The organism is Paraburkholderia sp. GAS199, from assembly GCF_050436585.1.
Taxonomy (GTDB): domain Bacteria; phylum Pseudomonadota; class Gammaproteobacteria; order Burkholderiales; family Burkholderiaceae; genus Paraburkholderia.
In genome coordinates, this window is record NZ_JBNDMM010000008.1 from 397,205 (window position 1) to 413,086 (window position 15,882).

Genomic DNA, 15,882 nt, shown 5'->3' on the forward strand with positions numbered 1-15,882 from the left:
GTGCGGCCGGCGTGCCGGCCATACCTTTATCCGCTAAGCCGGCTTCAGGTGTTTCGGGCGAGAAAGGGCGCGTGACCGGCGTGCTTCACGCGCCTCGCGCTCACGATTTGCGGGCGGCCTGCGTTTCAGCCGTGCGCAGTTTTGCCGACAGCTTGTCGAGTACGCCATTCACGTACTTGTAGCCGTCCGCGCCGCCAAAGGTCTTGGCGAGTTCGACTGCTTCGTTGATCACCACGCGATACGGAATATCGAGGTGATTTTTCAGCTCGAATGCGGCGACCAGCAGAACGGCGCGTTCGACCGGCGACAGTTGCTCGATCGGACGGTCGAGGCAGGGCGCGATGTCGGCGGAGAGCGCTTCAGAATCGCGGATCACGCCATGCAGGATCGCGTCCAGATGTTCGTGGTCGGCTTTGTCGAAGCCTTGCGCGCCGCGCAATTGCGCGTCGATTTCGCCACCGGGCGAACCCGACAGCAGCCACTGGTAAAGCCCCTGCGTGGCCAGTTCGCGGGAGCGTCGGCGTGCGCTCTTCATGCCTCTTCCTCTTCTTCGTCTTCTTCTTCGTCGTCGCCGCCGAGTTGTTCGAGCGCGACGGCGAGGTTGGCCATTTCGACGGCCACGCGTGCTGCGTCACGACCCTTCTCGGTCATGCGCGCAACGGCCTGTTCGTCGGTTTCCGTGGTCAGCACGGCGTTGGCGACCGGAATGCCGAAGTCCAGACCGATACGCGTGATGCCCGCACCGCTTTCGTTCGACACCAGTTCGAAGTGATACGTCTCGCCGCGAATCACCGCGCCGAGCGCGATCAGTGCGTCGAATTGCGCGCTTTCGGCCAGCTTTTGCAGGGCCAGCGGGATTTCCAGTGCGCCCGGCACCGTGACCAGCAACACGTCTTCGCCGGTCACGCCGAGGCGTTCGAGTTCTTCGATGCACGAATCGGCGAGGCCGTTGCAGACCGGTTCGTTAAAGCGCGCCTGGACGATGCCGATGCGCAGTCCGTCGCCGTCGAGATTCGGTTGGTATTGTCCGATTTCCATGTGAATTCCGTAGTGTTTTGAGTGGGCGCGTAAAGCGCGTGAATGGTCGGATCAGCCTTGTTGCGGAGCCTGCGCGGTGCTGCCGGGCATCGGCACGAAGCCCGTGACTTCGAGCCCGTAGCCCGACATGCTGCCCAGCTTGCGCGGGTTCGACAGCACCTGCATCTTGCCGACACCGAGTTCGCGCAGGATTTGCGCGCCGATGCCGTAGGTCTTGAAATCGACCGGCCGGCGTTTGAGCGCCTCGGCCTTTTCTTTCGAATCGAACGCCTTGAACACGTCGATCAGATGGTCTTTCGAGTCTCCGCAATTCAGCAGCACGATCACGCCGAGATCGCGTTGTGCGATTTCCTTCATGGCCGCGTCGAGCGTCCATGAATGCGTGGATTCGCCGACTTCGAGCAGATCCAGCACCGACAGCGGTTCGTGAACACGCACCGGCGTTTCCTGCTCGGCCGTGGGTGTGCCGCGTACCAGCGCGATATGCGGCTGGCCGCTCGGCTGGTCGAGATACATGACCGCGCGGAAGGCGCCGTGCGCCGTTTGCATGGTGCGCTCGCAGATACGCTCGACGATCGACTCGGTACGGCTGCGGTAATGAATCAGGTCCGCGATCGTGCCGATCTTCAGGTCGTGCTGCGCGGCGAATTCCATCAGGTCGGGCAGACGCGCCATCGTGCCGTCGTCGTTGATGACTTCGCAGATCACGGCGGCCGGCGTGAGGCCCGCCAGCGCCGTGAAGTCGCAACCGGCTTCGGTGTGGCCCGCGCGCACCAGCACGCCGCCGGGCTGCGCCATGATCGGGAACACGTGGCCCGGCTGGACGATATGCTCCGCCTTCGCGTCCGGCGCGACTGCCGCGGCGATCGTGCGGGCGCGGTCGGCGGCGGAAATGCCGGTGGTGACGCCTTCGGCAGCCTCGATGCTGACCGTGAACGCGGTGCCGTACTGGGTGCCGTTGCGATACGTCATGAGCGGCAGGTTCAGCAGCTTGCAGCGTTCCTGCGTCAAGGTCAGGCAGATCAGGCCACGGCCGTAGCGGGCCATGAAGTTGATCGCTTCCGGCGTGACGAATTCGGCGGCGATCACCAGGTCGCCCTCGTTTTCGCGGTCTTCTTCGTCGACGAGGATCACCATCCGGCCGGCTTTCAGTTCGGCGATGATCTCTTGAGTGGAGGCGAGCGTCATGTTGGCGGAGTTTTTCGAAGAAAGCGCGTATTTTACGCCACGCGGCCGTCCAAGTCGCCTCCGCTGGACGGTATAGGCCGTTCGGTCAGGCGGGCGGGCGTTCCGCGGCGGTCCGCGAGGGTGACGTTGTTATAATTCGTCGCGCCTGCGAAGGCTGCCTTCACAACAATTTCCCCGCTCAACGTTCGAGACAGATCATGCCGCACTACCGCTCACGCACCTCGACTCACGGCCGCAACATGGCCGGCGCCCGCGCCCTGTGGCGCGCCACCGGAATGAAAGACGGCGACTTCGGCAAGCCGATCATCGCCGTGGTGAACTCGTTCACCCAGTTCGTGCCGGGCCACGTGCACCTGCGCGACCTGGGCGCGCTGGTCGCGAAAGAGATCGAAGCGGCGGGCGGTGTGGCCAAGGAATTCAACACCATTGCCGTGGACGACGGCATCGCCATGGGACACGGCGGCATGCTGTACTCGCTGCCGTCGCGCGAACTGATCGCCGACTCGGTGGAATACATGGTCAACGCGCATTGCGCCGACGCCATGGTCTGCATCTCCAATTGCGACAAGATCACCCCCGGCATGCTGATGGCCGCCATGCGCCTGAACATCCCGGTCGTGTTCGTGTCCGGCGGTCCGATGGAAGCGGGCAAGGTCAAGTCGCCCACGGACGGCCAGGTGATCGCCAAGATCGACCTGATCGACGCCATGATCAAGGCGGCGGATACGCGCGTGAGCGACGCCGAAGTGGCGGAAATCGAGCGCAACGCCTGCCCGACGTGCGGTTCGTGCTCGGGCATGTTCACCGCCAATTCGATGAACTGCCTGACCGAAGCGATCGGTCTGGCGTTGCCGGGCAACGGCACGATCGTCGCGACGCACGCATGGCGCAAGGGTCTGTTCGAACAGGCCGGCCGTCTCGTGGTCGATCTGTGCCGCCGTTACTATCAGGAAGAAGACGCTTCGGTTCTGCCGCGCAGCATCGCCACCAAGCAGGCCTTCGAGAACGCCATGGCGCTCGACGTCGCGATGGGCGGTTCGACCAACACCGTGCTGCACCTGCTGGCAGCAGCGCAGGAAGCCGGCGTCGATTTCACGATGTCCGACATCGACCGCATCTCGCGCAACGTGCCGTGTCTGTGCAAGGCGGCGCCCGCAACCGATAAATACCATATCGAAGACGTGCATCGCGCCGGCGGCATCCTCGGCATTCTGGGCGAGCTGGCGCGCGCCGAACTGCTCGATCTGTCGTGCGGTAACGTGCACAGCGGCACGCTGGGCAATGCAATTGCACAATGGGACGTCGCGGGCGACGCGGGCGAAGACGCGCAGAAATTTTTCCGCGCGGCGCCGGGCGGCATTCCGACCACGGTGGCGTTCAGCCAGGAAGCCGTCTTCGACTCGCTCGATACCGACCGCAAGAGCGGTTGCATTCGCAGCAAGCAGAACGCGTATTCGAAAGACGGCGGTCTCGCCGTGCTGTACGGCAACCTCGCGGAGAAGGGCTGCATCGTCAAGACGGCGGGTGTCGACGAATCGCAGTGGATTTTCTCGGGACGCGCGCGCGTGTTCGAGAGCCAGGACGACGCGGTCGACGCGATTCTCGGCGACAAGATCGTCGCGGGCGACGTGGTCGTGATCCGCTACGAAGGTCCGAAGGGCGGTCCGGGCATGCAGGAAATGCTGTATCCCACTTCGTACCTGAAGTCGAAGGGTCTGGGCAAGAACTGCGCGCTGTTCACGGACGGCCGCTTCTCGGGCGGTTCGTCGGGCCTCGTGATCGGACATGCTTCGCCCGAAGCGGCGGAAGGCGGCACGATCGGTCTGGTGGAAGACGGCGACGTGATCGAGATCGACATTCCGAAGCGCAAGATGCACCTCGCGGTCTCGGACCAGGAACTGGCGCGTCGTCGTGAGGTGATGGAAGCACGCGGCGATGCGGCGTGGTTGCCGGTGAATCGTGAGCGCGTGGTGTCGCAGGCGCTGCAGGCTTACGCGGCACTCGCTACGTCGGCCGATCGTGGCGCGGTGCGCGATCTGTCGCAACTGAAGCGCAAGTGAAATCGCGCTAGAGCACCAAGCGGCGGCTCGTGAAAATGCGAGCCGTAAAAAACGGGCGGCGTCTGCAAAGACGCCGCCCGTTTTCATTGCTGCGCGATGACCACGTGATGACCGCGCGATTACTTCGCCGGCTGCTGGCCTTCGTGTGACGCGGACAGCATCCGCTCCACGTATCTCGCAATCAGATCGATCTCCAGATTCACCTGCGAGCCCGCGCGCAAATTCTTGAGCGATGTGACCTGAACCGTGTGCGGGATCAGGTTGATCGAGAACTCGCAGCCGTCGTCGCGATCCTTGATCGAGTTGACCGTGAGGCTCACGCCATTGACCGTGATCGAGCCTTTGAATGCCAGATAGCGCCCGATCTCGCGCGGCGCGAGGATGCGCAGTTCGTGCGACTCGCCGACCGGCGCGAAATGCGTGACCGTGCCGAGTCCGTCGACGTGACCGGAGACGATGTGGCCGCCGAGCCGGTCGTGGGCGCGCAGCGCTTTTTCCAGATTGACTTCGCCCGGCTCGCCGAGTCCGACCGTGCAGTTGAGGCTTTCCCGCGACACGTCCACTTCGAACGAATGCGCGGTCTTCTCCACCACGGTCATGCAGGCGCCCTGGATGGTGATGCTGTCGCCGAGTTGCACGTCTGCCAGATCGAGGCCGCCGGCTTCGACGTTCAGGCGCACGCCCGCGTCGCCGTCGTTGCCCAGCGGATTGACCGATTCGATGCGGCCCACTGCCGCGACGATTCCAGTAAACATCGTGCTATTCCTTGATCAATTCGAAGTAGGTTGGGGAGCGGGCTCGTCGCCGCTCGACGGCACGAAGCGCGCGAGGATCCGCACGTCTTCGCCGATACGATCCACCGAATGAAAATTCAGCTGCATGCGCTCGGCCAGATTATGCGGCGCGTGCAGGCTGAACATGCTCATCGAGTCCATGCCGAGCAGACTCGGCGCGAGATAGACCAGCAGTTCGTCCACGCAGCCCTCGCGCAGCAGCGAACCGTTCAGCTTGTTGCCCGCCTCGACATGCAGTTCGTTGACGCTGCGCTCGCCGAGAATCTTCATCAGGGCAGGCAGGTCCACCTTGCCGGCAGCATTGGCGAGTTGCACGATCTCCGCGCCGCGATCGCGCAGTGCGGCGGCGCGTTCGGTGTGACGTTCGTCGAGATTGCCGCAGAAAATCAAGGTGGGCGCGCCCGCCAGAATCTGCGCCTGAGGCGAGACGTCGAGCTGACTGTCGATCAGCACGCGTTGCGGCTGACGCGGCGTATCCACGGCACGCACGGTCATACGCGGATCGTCTTCGCGCACGGTGCCGATGCCCGTCAGAATGGCCGAGGCGCGCGCGCGCCAGGCATGACCGTCGGCGCGCGCCGCTTCGCCGGTGATCCATTGGCTTGCGCCAGACGGCAAACCGGTGCGGCCGTCCAGCGAGGCCGCGACCTTCATGCGCACCCACGGGCGGCCGCGCGTCATGCGCGACACGAAACCGATGTTGAGTTCCTGCGCTTCGCTGGCAAGCAGGCCGCAGCGCACTTCGATGCCGGCGTCGCGCAGCATCTTCAGGCCGCGTCCGGAGACTTGCGGATTGGGGTCTTCCATGGCGGCGACCACCCGTTCCATCTGCGCGTCGATCAGCGCGTTTGCACAGGGCGGCGTACGGCCGAAGTGGCTGCACGGTTCGAGCGTCACGTAGGCGGTGGCGCCTCGCAGATCATGGCCGCGCGAGCGCGCGTCCTTGAGCGCGCGCACTTCGGCGTGGTCCTGTCCGGCCGGTTGCGTGAAGCCTTCGCCGATCACCTCGCCGTTCTTGACGAGCACACAACCCACGCGCGGATTTGGGTCGGTGGTGTACATGCCGCGTTTGGCGAGAGCCAGCGCGCGTTCCATATGGACGAAGTCGGTTTGCGAAAACATCGGTGTCCGGTCGGGTGCAGTAGCCGTGGTTGAAGGGACGTCCGCTCAGGCGGCGAGTTCGGCAAACGCGCGGCGCGCGGCCTCGATCGTGGCGTCGATGATCGCGTCGTCGTGAACGATCGACACGAAGCCCGCCTCGTACGCCGACGGTGCGAAGTACACGCCCGCGTCGAGCATCTTGTGGAAGAACGCGTTGAAGCGCGGCACGTCGCTCTTCGTGACTTCGGCGAAGCTGGTCGGGATCGATTCGGTGAAGTACAGACCGAACATGCCGCCGAGCGAATCCGCCGCAAACGGCACGTTCGCTTCGCGCGCGACATTCGCGAGACCCTGCGCGAGGCGCGTGGTGCGCGCGGCGAGTGTGTCGTAGAAGCCGGGTGCCTGAATGAGCTGCAGCGTCTTGAGCCCCGCCGCGACCGCAATCGGATTACCCGACAGCGTGCCCGCCTGGTAGACGCCGCCGAGCGGCGCGAGATGCGCCATGATGTCGCGCCGTCCGCCGAACGCCGCGGCCGGCATGCCGCCGCCGATCACCTTGCCCAGACAGGTCAGGTCCGGCGTGATGCCGTAGACCTCTTGCGCACCGCCGAGTGCGACGCGGAAACCACACATCACTTCGTCGAAAATCAGCACGGCGCCGTACTGCGTGCACAGACGACGCAGCGCCTGCAGAAACTCCGGCGTGGCGCGCACGAGGTTCATATTGCCCGCCACCGGCTCGACGATCACCGAGGCGATCTCGTTGCCGAACGCCTTGAACGCTTCCTCGAGTTCGGCGACGTTGTTGTATTCGAGCACGGTGGTGTGTTTGGCGATATCCACCGGCACGCCCGCCGAAGTCGGATTGCCGAACGTGAGCAGGCCCGAGCCGGCCTTGACCAGCAGACTATCCGCGTGACCGTGATAGCAGCCTTCGAATTTGACGATGCGGCTGCGATTCGTGAAGCCGCGCGCAAGACGCAGCGCGCTCATGGTCGCCTCGGTGCCGCTCGACACCATGCGAACCTGTTCGATCGACGGCACCAGCTTGCAGATTTCCTCGGCGATTTCCACTTCGGACTCGGTCGGCGCGCCGAACGAGAAGCCGTTGCCCAGCACACGCTGAACGGCCTCCAGCACTTCCGGATGGACGTGGCCGAGAATCATCGGTCCCCAGGAGCCGATATAGTCGATGTAGCGTTGACCGTCGGCGTCCCAGAAGTACGGGCCTTGCGCGCGTTCGATGAAGCGAGGTGTGCCGCCGACCGAACGGAAAGCGCGCACGGGAGAGTTCACGCCACCGGGAATGGTCAATTGGGCGCGGTCGAAAAGGGTCTGGTTTCTGGACATGGTGTGTGACTGGAACGGGTTGCGCAGCGGCACGAAGGGCTGATGTGTCGCGCTCGGTGCGGCGCTGGGAAGGTGCGGAAATTGTACCGGAGTCGGCGTGAACAGGCTTTAGCCCCGGCCACGCGTCGTAGCCCGGCCCGCTGCGGCGGCGTGAGCCGTGACCTTGCTCGAACGCGTCGGACCTTTGGGCGGATCGAGCGGCGGCGGTTTGCGCTTGCCCGTCAGTTCCGCCCAGCGCTTCTCCAGCGCGCCTTCGGCAATCGGCTTGATGACCGTGCCCGAACTCTGGGCATCCCAGGTCTGCACGGAAAACGGATGCACGCGCAACGCCTCGCGCGAGATGACGACTTCCTCATGCGCGTCGACCAGCCAGTCGTACACGAAGTCGATGCACAGGCGGTAGCCGCGTTTGGTCGCCGGATCGGGGACTTCGTACGGCGCGCGGGTCACGTAGCCCGAGCCGAATATGCCCTTGGGTTCCTGCGCGACACGGTGCAGAAAGACGCGATCGCCCGGCAGAATGCCGCGGGCAAATCCGCAGCCCCACACATCGGCGACGGCCACGCCCGCGGCGACCCGTTTGGCCACCTCGGGCAACTCGGGCCACGGCCATTTCTTCGGGCTCCAGATCAGCAGGAATGCGGTCATGGGATGGTCGAAAAAGGCAAATTACGGGGGCGCCGGCGAGACGCCGGCGAATGGCGTGCGCCGGTCGAGCGCCGTTCAGGCGGCAGCTTAACCGATTGGTGACGCACCCGCCCTGGCGCCTGCAAGCTATACGCGAGGCGGTATCCGACGGCTTGCCGGCGTCGTTGACGCATCGGGCGTCGCGTACAATCGGGGCTGTATCCGCGCTTTCCGTCTCACCTGTTCCGCTGCCGGCCACGGCGCGGGGCTTCATCTGGATTCCCATGTCTTACGTCACCAGAAGCCGGCCCGATGGCCGGCTGATTCTGTTGCTCGGCGCGCTGGCCGCGTGCGGGCCGATCTCCATCGACATGTACCTGCCGAGCCTGCCGACCATCGCGCAGGCGTTCGCCATCACCACCGGCGCGGCGCAAACCACGCTGACCAGTTTCATGTTCGGCTTCTCGATCGGCATGCTGCTGTACGGGCCGTTGTCGGATACGTATGGCCGCCGTCCGGTGCTGCTCGGCGGCATCATCATGTATGCGCTCGCCAGCGTGGCCTGCGCCATGTCGTTTTCGATCGGCTCGCTGGTGACGTTCCGCTTCGTGCAGGCGCTCGGTGCGGGCGCGGCTTCCGTGCTGGCGCGCGCCATTGCCCGCGACGCGCACGGCCCGACCGACGCCGCGCGCGTACTCTCCATGCTCGCCATCGTGACGTCGATCGGACCGCTGCTCGCGCCGCTGATCGGGGGGCAGCTGTTGCTGCTCGGCGGCTGGCGCGTGGTCTTCGCGGTGTTGACGCTGTTCGGCACGATATGCGCGGTCACCGCATTCCTGAAGGTGCCGGAAACCTGGCCGCGCGAGAAGCGTGCGGAGTCCGCGTTGCTGAAATCGTTCGGCGCCTACGGCAAGCTGCTGCGCGATCCGGTTGCGTGGGGCCACATGCTGTGCGGCGGCATGGCGTTCGCGTCGATGTTCGCGTACATCACGGCCACGCCGTTCGTGTACATCGAATACTTCCATGTGTCCGCGCAGCATTACGGGTTTCTGTTCGGGCTGAACATCGTCGGCATCATGTTCGGCAATTTCATGAACACGCGGCTCGTGGGGCGGCTCGGGCCGCTGCCGATCATTTCGTTTGCGGCAACCGTCAGCTGTGTTGCGTCGCTGTTCGTGTGCCTCGTCTCGCTGACCGGCTGGGGCGGATTGTGGTCGATCGTGGCGGGGCTGTTTTTCGTGGTGGGTGTCGTGGGGTTGTTGTCCGCGAACTGCACGACCGACCTGATGCACCGTTATCCGATGAATGCCGGCGCCGCGGCCGCCGTGTTCGGCGCCATGCAGCTCGCGCTGGGCGCGGTGTCGAGCCTCGCCGTCGGCTTGTGGCAGGGCAATTCGCCGACCGGCATGGGCGTGGTGGTCGGCGTGGCCGGTACGTTGTGTTATGTCGGACGAATCCTCGTCGTCAGATGGCACGGCACCAAGGCGCCCGTCGTGACCGCGTGATGACAGCGCGGCGGCGTCTACGGAAAACACCAGGTGTTGCGCGCGCGCTACCGTGCGTTTGAATTTGCATTGCTATGATGGGAGCCACTGTTCCTCGGAGCGGCAATCATGGCGATCAGAGACTTGATGAACGGCGAACGGCAACATGCCGCATTCGTCGAAGCGCAGAAGCTGGCAGACAGCGGCGCCTATCACGATTACACGGATATCGAATACGTCTTGCGCTTTGATTACGGTTTGTCCGATGTGTCGGCGCTGCTCGACAGCCAGTTGATGCATCGCGACCTGAATCGTCGCTGCGCGGACGCACGCGAAAAACTGGATGCGCTTAGCGTGTAAGCCGGCGTTCAGTGTGCCGGCGGGTACGGCTTGCGGAGTCAGTGAATCGCGAGCGCGTTGAGCTGGGCGTTGCCCACGCCGGCCGCGATGTTCACGCCGACATTACCGCTCGCGCCGGATAACGCGCCTGCGCCGAGTGTGGCCGTGGCGTTGCCGCTGGCCTGGGTGGCAACGACGTGCACGCGCTGTTCCGTCGCGATCGAAACCTGCGCTGCCTGGTTCAACGCGATGTCGTTCGTCTGCGCGTTCAGCGCGCCCGCGGCGAGATTCACGCCGACGTTGCCGCTTACGTTGCGCAACGCGTCCGAGCCGACTGCGGCTGCGCTCGTGAGCGGCGTCGCGCCCACCTTCACGTTACCGCCGATATCCTGCGTGACCGAGAGCCTGGTCGCGCCGAAGAGGGCGAGCGTATCGTCCGCGGCGCTCGCCGGCGACGTCTCCGCATGCGCGGCAAACGCGCTTGCGCCCAGCACGATTCCCACCACCACGAAAGCTGAAGAACGGATTGTCATGAGCCTCTCCCGGACGCGTCCACGACGGACGACTATCCGGGATATCGACCCGCCATCGTCGAAGTTGAGACAGGGCTTTCACCGAGGCGCTGCAACTAAGACGCTGTAAGGCCGACCTGATGCGCTGCGAATCCATGCCGAAAGTTGGACAGGGCACAGACTGGGCAGTGAAACCTCATAACAATCGAAGCTCCCGCCCAGGTTCGCCGACGCATTTCGCGCGCGACGCCGGGCGATCGACGACAAGGAGCTTCAATGGATCGCGACGGGCGCTATGCACAACTCGACGCCTTGCGTGGCGTGGCCGCGTTGACCGTCGTGTTCTCGCATTTCACATTGCTGGCGCCGTTGCTCGGCTTGCGACACACGCCGTTGCGGCTGCTGCTCGGCGGCCACGAAGCGGTCATCCTGTTCTTTGCATTGAGCGGTTTCGTACTGACGCTGCAGATCGACGGCGCGCGCAAGCTCGGTTATGCCGAATACGCCGTGCGGCGCATCTGCCGCATCTATCTGCCTTATGCCGGCGCGATCGCGTTTGCCTGTGCGTGCTATGCGCTGACCTACGACGGTGTCGTCGATTGGGCGGGACCGTGGTTCAACGGCGGCTGGCAATCGTCTTTTGCCGATGTCGATATGCTTCGGCATGTGCTCTTCGTACTGCCGTTTCAATCGGACCGGCTGGACCCCGTGGTGTGGTCGCTCGTGTACGAAATGCGCATCTCGCTCATCTTCATGCCGGTCGTACTTTTCATGCGTCACGTGCCGACCCGGCGTGCATTGCTCGGCGCAGCACTCGCTTCGTTCGCCGTGTGTGTCTATGCCGTTCGTACCGCGCATCCCGTTATCCAGGCCAGCGTCTCGACCGAATGGCTGCCTACGCTGCATTACCTGCTGATGTTCGTTGCCGGCGCCGCGCTGGCGAAACATCGTCGCGAACTCATGGCGCGATTGAGCGGCACGCCCGCGGCCCGGCGCTTCGGCTATGCCGTGCTGGCCGGTTCGCTGCTGCTGTACGTGGCGGCGCGGCCCATTTCCTTTCTCGCGTCCGGCGTGGTCAGCGATTATCTGTTCGACTGGCTCGTGCTGCTTGCGGTGTGCGGCGTGATTGCGTCGGCGATATCGGTCGCGCCGTTCGCGCGCCTGCTGCTCGTCTGGCCGTTGCCGTTTCTCGGCAAAATTTCGTACAGCCTGTATCTCTTTCATGCCGTCGTTCTGCTTGCCGTGGTGCATGCAACGCATAGCTGGCTCGGACCCACGTCTTCACTGATTCTCGCGGCCGTGCTGATCGTGCCGGTGAGCTATCTTGCCTATGTCGGTCTGGAGCGTCCCGGCATGCGCCTCGGCAGTCTGCTGGCGCGCAAGCTGACGGCGGCCCGTGCGCCGGTGCAGGGCGCGGCCGGCATCGACGTGTCGTGACGACATCATGAGTGGATTGCCTTCGCGCCGGACTCGTGGATTGGCCGTCATGCTGACCACCTCGATGACGCTATTGGCGTCGACGGGCTTCGTGCTTCATACGGCGTCGGCGCAGACCCGGCCGGCCGCGCAAGCCATCGACGCATGGGGCGATTCGTTGACCACCGGCACGCCCGGCATCGGCGGTTTGCCGGGCACGTGGCCGTATCAGTTGTCGGCGTTGCTCGACGGCCGCGAGGTGCGCAACTTCGGCGTGTCGGGACAGACATCGGATTCGATCGCCGCGCGCGAGGGCGCGCTCGTGCCGCAGTTGCGTGTCGCCGATAACCGCTTGCCGTCGAACGGAAGCGTCGTGGTCGCGATAACGAATGGCGTTTCGATTCCGGGCGCCGGTCTCGGCGAGGTTCACGGCACCTTGCTCGGCACGCCCGGCAAGCTGGCTTACACGGCGTCGGGCGCTCAGGTTTTCGACCGCGACGCAGCGGGCGCGCCGGTGAACGTACCGTCCGGCAGCCCGTTTCTCGTCGACGATTACCGTCGCGATATCAACGTGATCTGGGCCGGTCGCAACGATGTCAACACGAATCGGACCGGCATGACCTTAGGCAATATCGAGCGGATGACCGTGCATGTCGGCCACGACCGGTTCATCGTGCTGGCGATTCTGAACGGCGCAGGCGAGGGCCGCGGCACCGCGAAATACGACACGGTGGTCGCGCTGAACCGGCAACTCGCCGCGCGGTTTCCCCACAATTTTGTCGACGTGCGCACGGCGCTCGTGACGCACGCAAACGCATCGCCGACGGATCAGGCGGATCGTGCGGCCGATGTCGTGCCGGGATCGTTGCGGGTGGATAACCAGCATTTGAGTGCTGGCGGTTACAAGATCGTGGCGCAGGAAGTGGCGGGGTTTGTGAAAGGGAAGGGTTGGTGAGGGGACAGGGAAGTAAGAGAAGTGCGATAGAAATGCAAAACGGGCCGAGAGGCCCGTTTTGCATTGTGTATCTGGCGGAGGCGGTGAGATTCGAACTCACGGAAGGATCACTCCTTCGCCGGTTTTCAAGACCGGTGCCTTAAACCACTCGGCCACACCTCCAAGCCCTAAATTGTAACCTGAAAAACACGCGATGCGGCACTCCGCGGCGTGCGGTCGGGGCGCAATTACTGCGGATCTTTCAGAAAGAGCTCCTGCAGATCGTTCAGAAACGCCTGACCGAGCGGAGTCGGTGCGATCTTTTCGTGGTCGCGCGTAATCAGCTTGCGCCGTTCCGCTTCCTGCAGCGCCGGTTCGATGGACGTCATCGACAGGCCGGTTCGTTCGATGAAGCGATGCACCGGGAAACCTTCCACGAGTCGCAGCGCGTTCAGCATGAACTCGAAGGGCAGATCGCGCGGACCGACCTCGTGCTCTTCCTGCACCGCCGTGCCGGCTTTCGCCTGCTCGATGAACGTAGTGGGATGCTTGTAGCGCGCCTGACGCAGCACGCGGTTCGGGAACGACAGCTTGGTGTGCGCACCCGCGCCGATGCCGAGGTAGTCGCCGAAACGCCAGTAGTTCAGGTTGTGTTTGCTTTGACGATGCGGCTGCGCATACGCCGACACTTCGTAGCGACCGTAGCCGGCAGCCGAGGTGCGCTCGTGAATCCAGTCCTGCATGTCGGCGGATTCGTCGTCGTCGGGCAGGGCGGGCGGGAATTTCGCAAACAGCGTGTTCGGTTCGAGCGTGAGGTGATACAGCGACAAATGCGGCGGCGCGTACGACAGCGCCGTTTCCACGTCGGCCTGGCATTGCGCGAGCGTTTGCTGCGGCAAGCCGAACATCAGATCGAGATTGAAGTTCTCGAACGTGCTCGCGGCGACCTCGACGGCATGGCGCGCCTGCGTGGCGTCGTGAATACGGCCGAGCGCTTTCAGATGCGCTTCGTCGAAACTCTGAATGCCGACCGACAGACGGTTCACGCCGCTCGCGCGAAACTGCGCAAACTTCGCGGCCTCGAACGTGCCGGGATTGGCTTCGAGCGTGATCTCCGCGTCGGCGTCGAGCGGCAGCAGCGCGCGAATGTCGGACAGCATGCGATCGAGTCCGGCCGCCGACAGCAGGCTCGGCGTGCCGCCGCCGATGAACACCGTATGCACCTGACGCCCCCACACGAGCGGCAAGGCCATCTCGAGGTCGGCGCGCAGCGCGTCGAGGTAATCGGCCTCGGGAAAGGTGTCGCCTTTCCACTCGTGCGAGTTGAAATCGCAATACGGACACTTGCGTACGCACCACGGAAAATGCACGTAGAGCGCGAGCGGCGGCAGCGACGTCAGGCGGATGCTGCCCGGCGACGTGAATGCCTTGATGACGCCGTTGCCGATATCGGCCGGCACGGGCTTGATGGGGATCACGCTTCCTCCGTCAAACGCGCGAGCAACTGACGCAGGGCAATCGCCCGGTGGCTGCTGGCGTTTTTCACCGCCGGTTCGAGTTGCGCGGCGCTGGCATCGAGTTGCGGCAGGAAGAAGTGCGGGTCGTAGCCGAAGCCGTGCTCGCCGCGCGGCGTGTCGAGAATTTCACCATGCCAGCGGCCTTCGGCAATCAGCGGCTCGGGGTCGTCGGCGTGACGCACCAATGCCAGCACGCAGAAATAATAGGCGCGGCGATCGGCTTCGCCCTGCAACGCGGCGACGAGGCGCGCGTTGTTCGCGGCGTCGCTTTTCTCGCCGCCGGCCAGCTGTGCGTAACGCGCGGAATAGACGCCGGGTGCGCCATGCAAGGCGCGCACGCACAGGCCGGAGTCGTCGGCGAGGGCGGGCAGTCCGGTGAGCTTCGACGCGTGGCGCGCCTTGGTCAGCGCGTTTTCGACGAAGGTCGGGTAGGGCTCCTCCGCTTCCGGCACGTTCAGTTCGCCCTGTGCGATCAGTTCAATGCCGGCCGCGCCGAGCAGCGCCGCAAACTCGCGCAGCTTGCCCGCGTTGTTCGACGCGAGCACGACTTTCGTCAACGGCGAAGCCGCTGCCGCGCCGCTCGTCGGGACGGCGTTACTCACCCTTCTGCTCCAGCGCGGCTTTCTGCTTCGCGATCAGCGTATTGATGCCGTCGCTGGCGAGATCGAGCAGCGCGTTCATTTCGTCGCGCGAGAACGGCACGCCTTCGGCGGTGCCCTGGATTTCGACGAAGCCGCCGGAACCGGTCATCACCACGTTCATGTCGGTGTCGCACTGCGAGTCTTCGTCGTAATCGAGATCGAGGACCGGCAGGCCGTCGTACACGCCGACGGAAATCGCCGCGACGTAGTCGGTGATCGGCGAGCTTTCGATGCGGCCGGTAGCCAGCAGTCTGGCGACCGCGTCGTGTGCGGCGACGAACGCGCCGGTGATGCTCGCCGTGCGCGTGCCGCCGTCGGCCTGGATCACGTCGCAATCGATATGCAGGGTACGTGCGCCGAGTTTTTCCAGATCGAACACCGAACGCAGCGCGCGGCCGATCAGGCGCTGGATTTCCTGGGTGCGGCCGGTCTGCTTGCCGCGCGCGGCTTCGCGGTCGCTGCGCGTGTGCGTGGCGCGCGGCAGCATGCCGTATTCGGCGGTCAGCCAGCCCTGGCCGCGATCGCGCAGGAACGACGGCACGCTCTCCGCAATACTGGCCGTGCAGATGACCTTGGTGTCGCCGAATTCGACCAGCACCGAGCCCTCCGCGTGCTTCGTGTAGTGGCGCGTGATGCGCACGTCGCGCAGCTGATTGGCCGGACGGCCGCTGGGGCGTTGGGTGGTGTTGGTCATGTTGGGATCGGTGTCGAAGAAAAGCTGAGGGAAACCGCAATTTTACCGCCGATCGTGTGAGGCGCGTACGCGCGCGTCCGGCCGCATCGGCCGGGGCTCGACAAGGAGTGCCGCCGGTAAAAATGGGATAATGCGGATTCTCCGCCCCGCGTCTCGTACACGCCGGGCGATTCGACTCTCCGGCCAT

Annotated in this window: 16 protein-coding genes and 1 tRNA gene; 5 read left to right on the top strand and 12 right to left on the bottom strand. The window is 64.6% G+C overall.

The genetic code is table 11. From position 1 onward, the window contains the following. Window positions 1-100: 100 nt before the first annotated feature. From nusB to ribBA, 3 genes are read right to left on the bottom strand one after another with little or no spacing between them, the layout of a single operon-like run. Window positions 101-535 (bottom strand): transcription antitermination factor NusB, encoded by a 435-nt coding sequence (gene nusB / locus P3T18_RS28690; RefSeq protein ID WP_429303325.1) that lies wholly within the window; start codon window positions 533-535, stop codon window positions 101-103. Then, window positions 532-1,038 carry a 6,7-dimethyl-8-ribityllumazine synthase gene (gene ribH / locus P3T18_RS28695; RefSeq protein WP_115098789.1) on the bottom strand — a complete coding sequence of 169 codons (507 nt, stop codon included), beginning with the start codon at window positions 1,036-1,038 and terminating at the stop codon, window positions 532-534. Before ribH ends, nusB begins: the two co-directional genes overlap by 4 nt. A gap of 51 nt (window positions 1,039-1,089) precedes the next feature. Further along, window positions 1,090-2,226 (bottom strand): bifunctional 3,4-dihydroxy-2-butanone-4-phosphate synthase/GTP cyclohydrolase II, encoded by a 1,137-nt coding sequence (gene ribBA, locus P3T18_RS28700; RefSeq protein ID WP_429303326.1) that lies wholly within the window; start codon window positions 2,224-2,226, stop codon window positions 1,090-1,092. A gap of 197 nt (window positions 2,227-2,423) precedes the next feature. Between ribBA and ilvD the strand changes: the two genes are divergently transcribed. After that, on the top strand, window positions 2,424-4,286 hold the full coding sequence (gene ilvD / locus P3T18_RS28705) for a dihydroxy-acid dehydratase (RefSeq protein ID WP_429303327.1): 1,863 nt from the start codon (window positions 2,424-2,426) through the stop codon (window positions 4,284-4,286). A 119-nt stretch (window positions 4,287-4,405) separates the two neighbouring features. On the opposite strand, the gene P3T18_RS28710 is transcribed toward ilvD, so the two are convergent. The 4 genes from P3T18_RS28710 to P3T18_RS28725 all read right to left on the bottom strand — a co-directional run bounded on the left by P3T18_RS28710 (window position 4,406) and on the right by P3T18_RS28725 (window position 8,179). Next, window positions 4,406-5,041: a riboflavin synthase gene (locus P3T18_RS28710; RefSeq protein WP_429303328.1), complete on the bottom strand. Its 636-nt coding sequence runs from the start codon at window positions 5,039-5,041 to the stop codon at window positions 4,406-4,408. 15 nt (window positions 5,042-5,056) lie between these two features. After that, entirely contained in the window at window positions 5,057-6,202 is a 1,146-nt protein-coding gene (gene ribD, locus P3T18_RS28715) for a bifunctional diaminohydroxyphosphoribosylaminopyrimidine deaminase/5-amino-6-(5-phosphoribosylamino)uracil reductase RibD (RefSeq protein ID WP_429303329.1), read from the bottom strand. A gap of 45 nt (window positions 6,203-6,247) precedes the next feature. Further along, window positions 6,248-7,531: a glutamate-1-semialdehyde 2,1-aminomutase gene (gene hemL / locus P3T18_RS28720; RefSeq protein WP_429303330.1), complete on the bottom strand. Its 1,284-nt coding sequence runs from the start codon at window positions 7,529-7,531 to the stop codon at window positions 6,248-6,250. Between the two features lie 108 nt (window positions 7,532-7,639). Further along, the gene (locus P3T18_RS28725) at window positions 7,640-8,179 is read right to left on the bottom strand and encodes a hypothetical protein (protein ID WP_429303331.1); all 540 of its coding nucleotides are present in this window, start codon (window positions 8,177-8,179) and stop codon (window positions 7,640-7,642) included. Window positions 8,180-8,442: 263 nt separating this feature from the next. Between P3T18_RS28725 and P3T18_RS28730 the strand changes: the two genes are divergently transcribed. Together P3T18_RS28730 and P3T18_RS28735 are read left to right on the top strand one after the other, a co-directional pair. Beyond that, entirely contained in the window at window positions 8,443-9,663 is a 1,221-nt protein-coding gene (locus P3T18_RS28730; RefSeq protein ID WP_429303332.1) for a Bcr/CflA family multidrug efflux MFS transporter, read from the top strand. Window positions 9,664-9,771: 108 nt separating this feature from the next. Beyond that, window positions 9,772-10,002: a hypothetical protein gene (locus tag P3T18_RS28735; RefSeq protein ID WP_429303333.1), complete on the top strand. Its 231-nt coding sequence runs from the start codon at window positions 9,772-9,774 to the stop codon at window positions 10,000-10,002. A gap of 38 nt (window positions 10,003-10,040) precedes the next feature. On the opposite strand, the gene P3T18_RS28740 is transcribed toward P3T18_RS28735, so the two are convergent. Then, entirely contained in the window at window positions 10,041-10,514 is a 474-nt protein-coding gene (locus P3T18_RS28740; RefSeq protein ID WP_429303334.1) for a hypothetical protein, read from the bottom strand. A 255-nt stretch (window positions 10,515-10,769) separates the two neighbouring features. Here P3T18_RS28740 and P3T18_RS28745 point away from each other — a divergent pair, with 255 nt between their 5' ends. Then, window positions 10,770-11,930, top strand: a complete 1,161-nt coding sequence (locus P3T18_RS28745) for an acyltransferase family protein (protein ID WP_429303335.1) — start codon at window positions 10,770-10,772, stop codon at window positions 11,928-11,930. A 49-nt stretch (window positions 11,931-11,979) separates the two neighbouring features. After that, window positions 11,980-12,864, top strand: a complete 885-nt coding sequence (locus tag P3T18_RS28750) for a hypothetical protein (RefSeq protein ID WP_429303336.1) — start codon at window positions 11,980-11,982, stop codon at window positions 12,862-12,864. Between the two features lie 72 nt (window positions 12,865-12,936). Here the strand turns inward: P3T18_RS28750 and P3T18_RS28755 are convergent. From P3T18_RS28755 to rph, 4 genes are all read right to left on the bottom strand, one after another. Then, window positions 12,937-13,026, bottom strand: a tRNA-Ser gene (locus P3T18_RS28755). A gap of 65 nt (window positions 13,027-13,091) precedes the next feature. Next, window positions 13,092-14,321, bottom strand: a complete 1,230-nt coding sequence (hemW, locus tag P3T18_RS28760) for a radical SAM family heme chaperone HemW (RefSeq protein ID WP_429303337.1) — start codon at window positions 14,319-14,321, stop codon at window positions 13,092-13,094. Continuing rightward, complete coding sequence (rdgB, locus tag P3T18_RS28765) at window positions 14,318-14,962, bottom strand: RdgB/HAM1 family non-canonical purine NTP pyrophosphatase (protein ID WP_429303338.1); 645 nt, start codon at window positions 14,960-14,962, stop codon at window positions 14,318-14,320. Before rdgB ends, hemW begins: the two co-directional genes overlap by 4 nt. Next, complete coding sequence (gene rph, locus P3T18_RS28770) at window positions 14,955-15,695, bottom strand: ribonuclease PH (RefSeq protein ID WP_429303339.1); 741 nt, start codon at window positions 15,693-15,695, stop codon at window positions 14,955-14,957. Before rph ends, rdgB begins: the two co-directional genes overlap by 8 nt. Between the last annotated feature and the right edge of the window lie 187 nt (window positions 15,696-15,882).